At 53.0% G+C, this 12,418-nt stretch carries 15 protein-coding genes; 1 reads left to right on the top strand and 14 read right to left on the bottom strand.

Annotated features, from left to right (window positions below):
- Nucleotides 1-16 precede the first annotated feature (16 nt).
- The gene (gene rimK / locus JW499_RS09095) at nucleotides 17-934 is read left to right on the top strand and encodes a 30S ribosomal protein S6--L-glutamate ligase (protein WP_205210356.1); all 918 of its coding nucleotides are present in this window, start codon (nucleotides 17-19) and stop codon (nucleotides 932-934) included.
- 80 nt (nucleotides 935-1,014) lie between these two features.
- Here the strand turns inward: rimK and JW499_RS09090 are convergent, their stop codons facing one another.
- From JW499_RS09090 to JW499_RS09025, 14 genes are all read right to left on the bottom strand, one after another.
- Nucleotides 1,015-2,493: a sigma-54-dependent transcriptional regulator gene (locus JW499_RS09090; protein WP_205210305.1), complete on the bottom strand. Its 1,479-nt coding sequence runs from the start codon at nucleotides 2,491-2,493 to the stop codon at nucleotides 1,015-1,017.
- A gap of 2 nt (nucleotides 2,494-2,495) precedes the next feature.
- Nucleotides 2,496-3,425, bottom strand: a complete 930-nt coding sequence (gene hypB / locus JW499_RS09085; protein ID WP_205210304.1) for a hydrogenase nickel incorporation protein HypB — start codon at nucleotides 3,423-3,425, stop codon at nucleotides 2,496-2,498.
- A 2-nt stretch (nucleotides 3,426-3,427) separates the two neighbouring features.
- A complete protein-coding gene (hypA, locus tag JW499_RS09080; protein ID WP_175483463.1) occupies nucleotides 3,428-3,769 on the bottom strand; it encodes a hydrogenase maturation nickel metallochaperone HypA in 342 nt (113 codons plus the stop codon).
- Nucleotides 3,770-4,987 carry a nickel-dependent hydrogenase large subunit gene (locus tag JW499_RS09075; protein WP_205210303.1) on the bottom strand — a complete coding sequence of 406 codons (1,218 nt, stop codon included), beginning with the start codon at nucleotides 4,985-4,987 and terminating at the stop codon, nucleotides 3,770-3,772. It lies immediately after the preceding gene.
- Nucleotides 4,980-5,564 (bottom strand): [NiFe]-hydrogenase assembly chaperone HybE, encoded by a 585-nt coding sequence (hybE, locus tag JW499_RS09070; protein WP_205210302.1) that lies wholly within the window; start codon nucleotides 5,562-5,564, stop codon nucleotides 4,980-4,982. Before hybE ends, JW499_RS09075 begins: the two co-directional genes overlap by 8 nt.
- Nucleotides 5,565-5,576: 12 nt before the next feature.
- On the bottom strand, nucleotides 5,577-5,807 hold the full coding sequence (locus JW499_RS09065; RefSeq protein WP_205210301.1) for a rubredoxin: 231 nt from the start codon (nucleotides 5,805-5,807) through the stop codon (nucleotides 5,577-5,579).
- Nucleotides 5,807-6,682, bottom strand: a complete 876-nt coding sequence (locus JW499_RS09060) for a hydrogenase expression/formation protein (RefSeq protein ID WP_205210300.1) — start codon at nucleotides 6,680-6,682, stop codon at nucleotides 5,807-5,809. Before JW499_RS09060 ends, JW499_RS09065 begins: the two co-directional genes overlap by 1 nt.
- 58 nt (nucleotides 6,683-6,740) lie before the next feature.
- Nucleotides 6,741-7,169: a thioredoxin domain-containing protein gene (locus tag JW499_RS09055; RefSeq protein ID WP_205210299.1), complete on the bottom strand. Its 429-nt coding sequence runs from the start codon at nucleotides 7,167-7,169 to the stop codon at nucleotides 6,741-6,743.
- A 4-nt stretch (nucleotides 7,170-7,173) separates the two neighbouring features.
- Complete coding sequence (locus JW499_RS09050) at nucleotides 7,174-7,488, bottom strand: HypC/HybG/HupF family hydrogenase formation chaperone (RefSeq protein WP_205210298.1); 315 nt, start codon at nucleotides 7,486-7,488, stop codon at nucleotides 7,174-7,176.
- The gene (locus JW499_RS09045; RefSeq protein WP_205210297.1) at nucleotides 7,488-8,150 is read right to left on the bottom strand and encodes a HyaD/HybD family hydrogenase maturation endopeptidase; all 663 of its coding nucleotides are present in this window, start codon (nucleotides 8,148-8,150) and stop codon (nucleotides 7,488-7,490) included. The genes JW499_RS09050 and JW499_RS09045 overlap by 1 nt, the downstream gene beginning before the upstream one ends.
- Nucleotides 8,151-8,351: 201 nt before the next feature.
- Nucleotides 8,352-8,618, bottom strand: coding sequence for a HigA family addiction module antitoxin (locus JW499_RS09040; protein ID WP_205210296.1), 267 nt, complete (start codon nucleotides 8,616-8,618; stop codon nucleotides 8,352-8,354).
- Nucleotides 8,619-8,700: 82 nt separating this feature from the next.
- Entirely contained in the window at nucleotides 8,701-9,393 is a 693-nt protein-coding gene (gene cybH, locus JW499_RS09035; RefSeq protein ID WP_205210295.1) for a Ni/Fe-hydrogenase, b-type cytochrome subunit, read from the bottom strand.
- A 47-nt stretch (nucleotides 9,394-9,440) separates the two neighbouring features.
- Nucleotides 9,441-11,249 carry a nickel-dependent hydrogenase large subunit gene (locus tag JW499_RS09030; RefSeq protein WP_205210294.1) on the bottom strand — a complete coding sequence of 603 codons (1,809 nt, stop codon included), beginning with the start codon at nucleotides 11,247-11,249 and terminating at the stop codon, nucleotides 9,441-9,443.
- Entirely contained in the window at nucleotides 11,249-12,328 is a 1,080-nt protein-coding gene (locus tag JW499_RS09025; RefSeq protein ID WP_205210293.1) for a hydrogenase small subunit, read from the bottom strand. The genes JW499_RS09030 and JW499_RS09025 overlap by 1 nt, the downstream gene beginning before the upstream one ends.
- Between the last annotated feature and the right edge of the window lie 90 nt (nucleotides 12,329-12,418).

Here is a 12,418-nt window from a genome sequence, read left to right as displayed (position 1 = left end):
AACCAAATCCAGCGGTCTGAAAATCGGACTACTGGCCAGTAATCCTGATCTGTATAGTAACCAGCGGATTATTGAGGCCGGCGAAGCCCGTGGCCATGAGATGATGTTTCTTAACATCAAGCAGTGCTATATGAAAATGGACAGGGAGCAACCGGAGGTTCACTATCGTGGTGGCACGGTATTAAATGACCTGGATGCGATCATCCCCCGCATACGCCCGAGCATGACATTTTATGGCTGTGCCCTGACACGCCATTTTGAAAGCCTTGGGGTAGCAACTCTCAACGGCTCAATCGCCATTACTCAGTCCCGCGATAAACTGTTCTCACTGCAGTTACTGCAAAAAAATGGCCTTGATATTCCCACTACCGGCTTTGCTAACTCGCCAATCGATACCACAGACCTTATAGAGATGGTCGGTGGTGCGCCGCTGATTGTGAAGCTATTGGAAGGGACTCAGGGACGTGGTGTGGTGCTAGCGGAAACCCGTAAAGCAGCTGAATCGGTAATCAATGCGATCAAATCCCTACGGGCTAACCTGCTGGTTCAGGAGTTTATAAAGGAAGCTGATGGTAAAGATCTGCGCTGCTTTGTGATCGACGGTAAGATTGTGGCGTCTATCGAACGGGTGGCAGCGCCAGGAGAGTTTCGTGCCAATATCCATCAGGGCGGAAGTGCCCGCCTGGTTAAGATAACCCCCGAGGAGAAGAAACTCGCTCTCCTGGCGGCCAAAACGCTGGGGCTGAGAGTAGCGGGAGTCGATATCATTCGCTCCAGAAAAGGGCCTCTGCTGCTGGAGGTGAACTCCTCACCCGGACTTGAGGGGATAGAGAGCGCCACCAATATCGATGTCGCTGGTGCGATGATTGACGCTATAGAGAAGAAGCTGCACTGGAAAAAGCCAAAAGGGGTGGATTTGCAACCATTGGCCTGACCCGTTGCTGCTGAATTGGGTTAAAAAGCACTGTAACGAAGCAGTTACGACTATAGCAAAACCCTCGTGAGAGGGTTTTGCTATTGATGTTTCTCCGGGCTTTGAGCAACCGTTGTGCGCTCCAACTGATAACGCTCGAGTTTCGCTCTTAAGCCCACCCGGGAAAGCCCCAGCTCTCTGGACGCCTGGCTTTTATTCCAGCGGTTACGGATCAGGGTTTCTCTGAGAATACGTTTTTCCAGGGTTTCGATACGATCCTTCAGGCTGCCATCCAGCCCCGCCAGCAGTTCCAGTTCGCCCCCTTCCTCCTGCGGCGCAGCCCTCAACACCCGGGGGGACAGCAGATCGGCACCAAGATAATCGCCATCGGACAATACCAGCATCCGACGAACTTCATTCTGTAACTCCCGGACATTACCCGGCCAGCAATACGATTGCATGCAGGCCAGTGCTTCACCGGTAAACCCTTTTACCGGCTTATCAAACTCTGCCATCGCTTTATCCAGAAATCCCTGCGCCAGCATTGGGATATCCACTTTGCGCTGTGCCAGCTCCGGCAGCGTCAGAGTGACCTCGGCCAGCCGGAAATAGAGGTCCTGACGAAAGCGTCCGGCACGCACCTCCTCTTCCAGATCCCGGTTGGTAGACGCGATCACCCTGACATCGACCTTACGGCGCTGAAAATCCCCCAGAGGGCGGACCTCACGCTCCTGTAAAACCCTCAGTAGTTTGACCTGAAACGCCGGGGTGATTTCGCCGATCTCATCAAGAAAGATAGTGCCACCATCGGCCTGTTCAAACATCCCCATATGATCAGAGATCGCTCCGGTGAAAGAGCCCTTCTTATGGCCAAACAGCTCAGAGGCCAGCAGCTCATCTGGCATCGCGCCACAGTTCTCAACCACAAAGGGCTTATCGGCCCGGAGGCTGTTGTAATGCAGCGCCCGGGCAAATAACTCTTTACCGGTGCCGGAAGGACCGGTGATCAGCACGGAAACATCAAAGGGGGAAAAGCGGGCAGCCTGCTCACATAGCTGATTCAGCGGACTGTTCGCGCTACGCCGGATCTCATCCATCTTAAAGCCGGATTTCAGCAGTGCTTTCTTATGGTTGATATTGCGTTCCACCTGCTCTGAGGTCAGACGCATCTCCATGGTCAGCAACTCATTTTCATTCTGTAACTGACACAGTTTGCAGGCGTTGCGCACCACCATCAGCAGATTATCCGGGTGCCAGGGCTTGGTAATATACTGATAGATCCCCGCGTCGTTCAGACCGCGGATGATATCCTCAGAATCGGTATAGCCGGAGAGTATCAGACGTGCCGGTTCAGGCCAGCGCCGCCGCACCTCAGTGAGAAATTCAACCCCCGTCACTCCGGGCATTCGCTGATCGCACAGAATCGCTTCTACCCGGTTTTCCTCGAGGATCTTCAGGGCGTCTTCTGCGCCGCTGGCAGTCAGAACATCAAACTCCTCATCCAGCGTTCGTTCCAGTGTTTCCAGTGAGCGAACCTCATCATCAACGCAGAGTACTGTCGGCCGTTTTGGGTTCTGCATATTTATACCATCTCCTGCAGCAGCGAGATCTGGCTATTCAGCTGTTCAATTCGCTTTCGGATTCGGGCAACCCGGCGTTGCTCAATCCAGCTCAGCCAATCGTCCATGCCTTCACCGGAACGGGCGGATACCTGAATCACTTCAATATCAGGATTGACCTGTTTTGCCGCAGCGATGCATTGCCCGACATCGAAATCCAGATAGGGCAGCAGATCGGTTTTATTCAGCACCATCAGATCGGCGGCATAAAACATATCAGGGTATTTAAGGGGTTTATCCTCCCCTTCAGTAACCGAGAGAATCGCCACTTTATGGGCTTCACCCAGATCAAATGCGGCGGGACAAACCAGATTACCGACATTCTCAATAAACAGTATGCCGCCGGAAAGATCAGTGAATCGCTCCATCGCATGACCAACCATATGGGCATCCAGATGGCAGCCTTTACCGGTATTCACCTGTACCGCCTCGACGCCGGTTGCACGTATCCGGTCGGCATCATTAGCGGTCTGCTGATCGCCCTCAATCACCGCAACCGGGCAGCGGCCCTTGATTTTCTCGATACTCGCCGTCAGCAATGAGGTTTTTCCTGAGCCGGGACTGGACACCAGATTAAGCGCAAACAGATTCATGGCGTCGAAACGCTGCCGGTTTTGCCCGGCATAGCGATCATTTTTACCAAGAATATCCTGCTCAATCTGCACCATACGGCTCTGACTTAAGCCGGGAGCGTGCGCATGGGCAGCGCCCTGACCAAAATGCAGGTTACTACCCTCGGCAACGACCACTGAGTCAGTGTGGCTGTGTTGATGCTCGTCTTCCTCGGGATGGCTGTGATGATGGTGTTGATGATCATCGTGTGAATGTCCATGATGCTGCTGGTGTCCCTCGATTGAAACCTCGCCTTCACTGCAACCGCAAACTGTACACATGGTTATTCCACCTCTAACTCTTTTATTCTTAGTTCTTCGCCCTGAGTGACCTGCAGCTGATAGCTGCCACACTCACTACAGGCATCATAGCGCTTTGTTATAGTGACAGACCTGGCACACTCCAGACACCATGCCAGCCCGGGTAACTCGATTATTTCTAACCGGGCGCCCTCAGCCAGACTGTTGCGGGTGACGGCATCAAAGCAAAACCGTAAGGCATCGTTCTCAACCATCGCCAGAGGGCCGATCTCAAGCCAGACCGTTTTCACACGCTGATAGTGCTGACTGGCCGCTTGCTCTTCCAATACCTGAATGATCCCTTCGCAGATCGACATCTCATGCATTCAGACAGATTCCCATCGGTTCAAAGTGATATCGAAAGCAACACAGGGGTCCGCCAGCAGTAGCATCGTCCGCCCCAGTGACAGCGCCTGGGAGTCGGTTTCAATTCTGACACCCTGCAACTTTGTCGCTACCAGTCCACGGGGATGAAGGTTCCACTCAGTCGGTGCGAGAATGTGATAACTCAAAATTCTTTCCCCCATCATCACTACCCGATGCAGCAACTGCCCGCGGGATGTCGCGACGATGCCCATACCAATACCGGGACCAATACCATCAGCGTTGCTATTAGCATTACCACCGGCAGACTCTGTTATTTCAGCGCTGCCATCAGCATTAATCAACCCGGGGACCTGACTCAGCTGTATCAACATTGCGGCATAACGGCAACTCAGTTCATGCCACCCCTGCTGCCTAAAGTGCTGTAACTCATAACGATAATTACTGTAACTGCCTGTTTCACAACACTCGCCCTGCCAGCGTGGCGTAGAGCAAAATAATGTTTGCTGCACCTCTGCAGCAGCAGCTTCAAGTATCTGCTGCTGTTGCCTCTGTTGCAAGTCAGGCAGTGGTTGCAGATCCGGCCCGAGCGTCACTGCCGAAAAATCATGGTGAAGATGCATGATCGGCTCCAGCAGCGGAGCATTGAAGCCATGCTCAGGGGAGATTCTGTCCAGCCAGCGCTGGAAACTCGCGACAGGCATCCCCAGTAACGGTGTCAGCATCCCGGTTAACTGATCGGCAATCTGTTTGCGCTCCTGCTCCAGCAGCGTTGACAGTTGCCGAACCTGATCGCCATTCAAACCGCCTCTTTTCAGTGGCTGTAACAGGTAATCCCAGCGGTTCAACAATCTGCTTAAAATCCCCTGGATCTGCTGCAATATAAGTGACTGACCGGGATCAGCCGCTACCCAGTCTCTCAGCAGTCTGAACAACAGCTCGCGGCAGTTTTCTACCTGCAACAATAGCCGACGCCCCCTGCTTACCTCGCTGGCAACTACAACGCCACGGCAGTTCTCGACAGCCTCTGTAAAGGCCAGTCGCTGAGCCACACTGCAAGCCGTAAACAGCAGGGGGATCATCCGCGCAACCTCGACAACCGTTCGGCCCTGAAATAAGCGTCCCATCTGCGCCGGGCGACTTGAGCTTAAACTCAGTGTTGAAATTCTGCCCTCATTCCAGTCCAGCGAGACAGTAATGTGTCCAGCAATATCAGCCATATCCCGAATACCGGCCGGTTGTGTTACACCCGCCGGTCAGAAACTGGCGGCGACTCAGCCTGATCGCTTCGTCCTCATCGATGGGGGCCTGAGAAGCATCGGCTACCCTTGTCGTATCTGTCGCCTCTGCGGTTTTCATCAACGGATCAGAAACACTCAGCTGTCGCTGTCGATCAGTAGGCGCAAAATTATCGGGTTCAAACAGCGCCTTGATCACCTCCCCTGCGGTAGCAACAGCAGCAGCCTGATCGCGAAACTCAAACATAGGAGAGAACAGTGCACACATGCCATAACCACCTAAAACCTCATCCCACCCCAGAATAAACTCATAGGGCCCGGAGGGAAGATGACGAACAGTTTTACTGCCTGCCTCCCGTTCAGTCCATTGCTGGTCAGTTTCCGGCAGTAGCATCAGATTCATAAACCAGGGGGTGATCAGTACACCCAACTGCTCATTTTCCAGCGACTGAAACCCCAATGTCTTTACCTGGAGTTTCTGGTTAACTACTGCCACTCCCTCCATACGGGTATGAAGAATCTCAACATAGCGGGATTCAATTAGACCGATATCCACCATCTGTTTTAAACCTCAGCTATCCAGCACCATAAACTGATCTTTATCGCCATCACATATTGGGCAACGCCAGTGCTCCGGTAGCTGACTGAACGGCGTTCCTGGCGCGATCTGCCAGATATCATCCCCGTTCCCGGGATCATAAACATACCAGCAGATTTTGCATTCCAGACTGGTCGCGTCACTGAGCTGGTCGTTCTGTCCCAGATAGCTGCCTTCAAATTTCTGTCCCGGTTCAACACTCATCAGATCAAGACCTCTCTTATCTCTTGCAGTCGCAGAGCACTATCCTGCAGGTCTTCCGGGGCGGCACAGACGACAGCGGGCATCTCAACCACTTCCAGGGTATCGAGAATCAGCTGATCCGTTGAGTTGAAATACTGCACCCGCCATATGGGGCAGACACCGGTACTGCTGATGCGGCAGTTACCATAACCCCGTGATAACACCACCAGCGACCCCGATCCCAGATAGTGATCCAGTAACTGATGATCCGCTGGGGAAAATGGTAACAGAGACAGATTGATCACGTGGGGCTCATCACCCGGTTGATAGCATTCACTTTTATGCTGCAGCTCAATCAGCACCGGTGGTGCATTTAAAATACCGGCAGGCCATTGAGCCGCTTCTACCGCCAGCGGAGTTGCCTGAGAAAATCCATAGCGACGCGCAACAGAAGGAACATCCGCAATCTCCAGGGTTTCCTTAATCAGATGTGAATCTGCATTGAGATAGCGCAGCCGCCATACCCCTGCTAATACGGTTTCCTGAGCATGCACCTCCAGGCAATCCTGATCATCAGTCTTACAGATCAGGCTGACCTCCCCCTCGCCCAGAATCTGATTGATCAGATCCAGCCCGGCTTCGGAGAGCTTTTCCAGTCCCAGACTGATAACCGCTCTTTCCGGTGTATAAGCATCCAGCTGCTGTTGAAGTTTATCCAGCAGTTCCAGCGTCTCAGGACAGCTCTCCAACAGCTCAGCTTCTGGCAACATCGGGATATCATAGGTATGCATCTCTTTTGGCATCGGCATATAGTCCAGCACTACACTGTCTTCAGCGTTTGACTGACTGCCGGGGCCAACCGGCATATTGATCAGTGGAATATCACCCTGGTTCATACTCTCTGTCCTGTCTTTTCAGTCTGTCTTTTCAGTCTGACTTTATAGTCTGTCTTTTTTAGCCGCACGACTGGGTCTGGTCCGGATTCACCACAACGGGAATACCGATGCCGGGATTACGGCCGGGTTCCCGCTGCAGCAGAGACTCAATATCCCTGAGATAGAGATCCCAGTCCTGCACCTTGCTGATAGCCCCCAGATAACGCCCCTGCTTTAACAGCACCAGCGTCGGCCAGACGGTAAAGTTATAGCGTCCCTGTAATGACCTTTCGGCATCACGACTGATCACCGCCGGGGTAAGCTGAGGAAACTGTTTCAGCAGTTCCGGCAGGATCACAGCGACATCGAGGGATTCGGGAAAGCGTGCCGGATCCTCAGTAAAGAACAGCACCGAAAATGGCTGATCCTGAATAAAGTCGTCAAAGCTGGCCTGATCCAGTAATGGATATCCCAGTTGTTCAGTTAAACGGTCTATCAACGCAGTCATGCCTCTATTGCTCCTCTGTCGTTATCTGCAGGTGTTCAGGCAGTTGTGGCTCGCTCTGAATCAGGTCAGCAAACAGTGAATCCATATCAACGGCTTCACCCCGCATAACACTGTGCAGCGCACTGATCGCATCCGCGGTTTCTCTGGCGCGCTGTTCCGTGATCTGCTCACGGGCAGCACCGAGAAACACCAGCACCCAGCTGCCCGGGGGCAACTCCCCCACCAGGCTCATATCAACCGTTTGCTGCTCTCCCTCAGCCTCGCACAGTGCCACAAATCCGTCACAGCGAAGTACCTGCATAGGAATACCGATGCACATCAGTGACTGCGCTCTTTAACGGATCTCTGTTTCAGAAAACGCCCATCACCACGGCGACAGGCATCATCTTCAGAGGGACGTCCCTCCTCATAGCGGCGTTGCTGTAATTCGGAGGGCGCTAATTGTTCCTGCGGTGGCAACGGCTGATCGCGCTTCTTAGGATGGATACCAAATGAGTCAAGATAATCGAGTGCGATACGGATAGCGGGGTCGACCTGCGCCTGAACCGCGGGCCGCAAACTACCGCCGAAATCCTCCAGTTCAACGGGCTGCACCCCGATCAGCAGCAGATGCTGCGGATAATCACCGGTGAACTCCGCCATCGCCAGTACTTCCTGAAAACCGGTCTGATGCAGGCTCATCTTCTTTGCCCCCATAAATTTGGGCACATCGTCGCCATGAATGACCTTCATGGCTCCCGGCTCAAGACCATAGTCGATTGCATCAAACACCAGCAGCAGATCACAGCGCTGCACATGCTGCACCAGATAGATCCCCTGAGTGCCACCATCCATCAGTTCGACATTCTCAGGGAAGCGATAACGTTCATGCAGAGTCTCAACAACACGGATACCAAACCCCTCATCGGCCCAAAGCAGGTTACCGATTCCGAGGATCATCACTCTCAGCTCAGATTCCGTCCGGGATATCGATTCAGACATCTGTCCCTCACATCATTACTGTTTTAGAAGTGTCCACGGTTAAGCGGGACTGACTTTAGAACTACAAGCTTTATGCCAACTCAGAGTCTTACGGCTAAGCGCCATATCAGGGGTGTTACAGAGGGGGTTACAGTGGTAAGCAGCAAGCAAAGTGAAAAGTAAACTTCCAGTTATTGAATTAAGTGGTTAAATCAGCTCAATCTAGTCCCGGCCGACCTGATAGAGCTCCCAAAGCTGCTGCTTCTCCAGCCAGAACATCGGAGAGGTATGAAAAAAGTGCGCCAGACGTAAAGCGGTATCTGCGGTAATCGCTCTTTGTCCGTTAACTATCTCGTTAACTCTTCGCCGGGAGATCCCCAGCTCTTTTGCCAGTTGAGACTGACTGATTTTTAACGGATTAAGGTAACAGCGTTCAAGAAAACCACCCGGATGCTCCGGACGGCGCCCATGAAAACGTAAACGTTGCATCAAGACCTCCGACATCGCGAGCCGGGATAAAAATGCCGGAGCATAGCCCCGGCAAACACACCATCGAAGTTATCTGCCAGACTCAGTCCGGCTTATCATCCTTAAACATTCGCCAACCACCAATCATGGTGGATATCAGACTCTGACGGGACATAATATCCTCACGAATGGCGACATAAACGTGCATCATGACGAAGATTATCAGATACCACATCCCCAGATGATGCCAGGTATGCAGATCCTGGCTCTGCCCCATCAGCGGAACTACCCAGCCAAACAGGGTATCCGCCCAGCTGCCCCGCCCCAGCCCCTCGGCATAGAGCGCAAAGCCGGTGATGATCATAAAGCTGATCCCCACGACGAAGAAGCAGAACATCGACAGCTGCCCCAACGGATTATGGCCAATATATTTCTTCGGCGTTTTCTCCAGAAACAGATACCAGCGTATCTCGTGCCCTACCTCTTTCCACCATTTACCACTGAATATCGGCACCAGAAACAGCTCCCGGGCATGACTGTTGCCAACAAATGCCCAGTAGATCCGTCCCAGGAAGCCAACGGCAACGATATAGCCCGCCGTGAAGTGAGCAAAGCGGATATACCCCATCAGAAAATGATCACTGGCCTCCCCCGGCATTGTCGGCAACGGTGAACCGATAAAATAGCCGGTAATACAAAGTGTGATAATCGAAAAAACGGTAACCCAGTGCCATAAGCGTAGCGGCGCCTCATACACATACACCGCCGTCTGCTTTCTCTGTTTTATTGTTTCCATAGCATACCTCCAGCACGCCCGCAGCGCAGACCACGGGCATCGGGTTTTTAGCGGATTTTTACCTTAGTCAGTTCCTGCCCATCTGCTGACATCACATGGGTAGAACAGGCCAGACAGGGGTCAAAGCTGTGCAGGGTGCGCAGTATCTCGACCGGCTCATCGGGACGCTCCATCGGCGTATTCATCAGGGCAGCTTCAAATGCACCGATATTGCCCTCCGCATCACGCGGAGAACCGTTCCAGGTGGTCGGAACGATCGCCTGATAGTTTTCGATCTTGCCATCTTTGATCTTAATCCAGTGACCCAGAGCACCACGGGGGGCTTCATTGGTACCGACCCCCATCGCTTCCTTCGGCCAGCTGGCCGGGTCCCACTTCTCCACATTCGCAGTAGAGCTGTCCCCGTTTTTGATATTGCCCACCAGTTGATGCCAGTCATCCAGCATGGTATCGACGCAGAGCTCGCACTCCAACGCCCGCGCCAGAGTACGCCCCAGAGTGGATGGCAGGAACTGTTTCAGCCCCAGATCGAGACCGGTGTTCTGATTGAACGCCGACAGTGAACGGTTAACCTGCTCCTGCACATACTCTTTACCGGAAACATAGGCGACGATGTAACGCGCCAGCGGCCCCACCTCCATCGCATGACCCTTCCAGCGCGGCGCTTTGATCCAGGAGTATTTCGCCGATTCATCGATCTCTTTAATATTGGTACGGGTGCCCACCGTATTAGGCCCCAGCTCAAATTTAGGTGCTGTTTCGCCATCCCATGGATGCAGCCCCTTCTTACCCCCCTCGTAGGTGTACCAGGAGTGATCAACAAACTCTTTAATCTGCTCCGGATCGCGCACATCCACTTCGTGCACTTCGTTCCAGTTACCATTAACAATGGCGCCCGCCGGAAGCAGCTCGGAGGATTTATCATAGGGCACTTTCTGGTAGGTACCGTAGGAAAGAACATTCTGAGATGCCAGACCGCCACCATGCAGCCAGTCTTTATAGATTCCGGCAACCGCCAGCACATCGGGCAGATAAACATTCTTGGTAAACGCCTGAGCTTCCTGAATCCGCTGCAACACAAAGTTGAGGGAGGTCATATTCACCGGTGCCCCAGACGCACCCACACCATCGATATTGATCGCACAGGCAACGCCCCCCACCATAAAGTTAGGATGGGGGTTTTTACCGCCGAAGATGGTGTGAATCTTAACAATATCTTTCTGCAGATCGAGGGCTTCCAGATAGTGAGCCACCGCCATCAGATCGGCTTCCGGCGGCAATTTATAAGCCGGATTATCCCAGTAACCATTGGAGAACAGCCCCAGCTGACCGGTTTCCACAAACTTCTTAAGACGGGTCTGTACATCTTTAAAATAACCCGGACTTGATTTTGGGTGATGCGGCGATACCATCTTCTGCAGTTCAGACGTGCCCACTGGATCAGCCTTGAGCGCATTAACCGGATTAACCCAGTCAAGAGCGTGCAGGTGATAGAAGTGCACAATATGATCATGCACCTGCAGAGTCTTATCCATCAGATGACGAATCAGGTGAGCGTTCAGAGGGATCTGAATTCCCAACGCGTCCTCCACTGCGCGCACCGAGGTCAGTGCATGGGTGCCGGTGCAGACGCCACAGATCCGCTCTACAAACGCCCAGGCATCCCTGGGATCACGCCCTTTCAGAATCACTTCCAGACCACGCCACATAGTCCCTGTAGAGACAGCGTTACGAATAACATTATTTTCATCAACGTTCACTTCACAACGCATATGCCCTTCAATCCGGGTAACCGGATCAACCACAATACGACGACCGGAGTTATCAAGATCTTTCTCATTCATCGGGGTATTCATTATTCCTGATCTCCTTTGTGCTGAGCCCGCTTAATAGCGCTAACCGCTGCATGAGCGGCTACTGCAGCACCCACGCCTCCCGCAACAGCCATACCGATCTCATCGGCATTTTTCTCAATCCCAAACTGCGGAATGTTGCTGAGCCGGTCATAGAATGAGCCCTTATCCCAGAAGCCATCTTCAGAACAACCGATACAGCCATGTCCGGCCTGAATCGGGAATGAGGTGCCTTCGTTCCAGCGAACCGTAGAACAGGCGTTATAGGTGGTCGGCCCCTTACAGCCCACCTTATAGAGACAGTAGCCTTTGCGGGCACTTTCATCGTCCCACTGCTCAACAAACTGACCCGCGTCAAAGTGAGGACGGCGATAGCATTTATCATGGATCCGCTGACTGTAGAACATCTTCGGACGTCCCTGACGATCCAGTTCAGGCAGACGGCCAAAGGTCAGCATATAGGTGATAACACCGGTCATCACCTCTGCAATCGGCGGACAACCCGGTACTTTGATAATGGGTTTATCGGTAATCACTTTATGGATCGGTACCGCCTGTGTTGGATTGGGCCGGGCAGCCTGAACACAGCCCCAGGAAGCGCAGGAGCCCCAGGCGATTACGGCAGCGGCATCTTTAGCGGCATGCTTAAGCTGATCGAGAAATGGCTTGCCACCGACGATACAGAACATACCATCCTCGTTGAGTGGTGGATTGCCCTCCACCGCAAGAATATATTTACCTTTATACTTCTGAATGGTTTCTTCCAGTGCGGCTTCTGCATGATGACCGGCGGCCGCCATCAGCGTGTCATCGTAGTCGAGAGAGATCATCGACAACACCACATCTTTAACCAACGGATGCGCTGAACGGATAAAGGACTCAGAACAACAGGTACACTCCAGACCGTGTACCCAGATAACCGGGGTTCGCTCCTTCGTTTCCATCGCATGGGCAATTCTGGGCGCAAACGCTGGCCCCAGACCCAGTGCCGCTGCAGTCAGACTGCAGTACTTCAGAAAACTACGACGCGTAATCCCCTGACGTCGCATCACTTCATAGAAGGTTTCAATTGATTGGGGCATTGCGGTTCTCTCCGTCAGCAGGCTCGCTTAAGGAAGGTCCGGTGTGGCTCAGTCTGCACTTGGAATAGTTGCCTGGTCGCAGGAGAACCG

The sequence above is a fragment of the Amphritea pacifica genome (assembly GCF_016924145.1).
GTDB lineage: Bacteria > Pseudomonadota > Gammaproteobacteria > Pseudomonadales > Balneatricaceae > Amphritea > Amphritea pacifica.
Note: the sequence above shows the minus strand (reverse complement) of the source record. Positions and strands in the feature narration are given on the sequence as shown.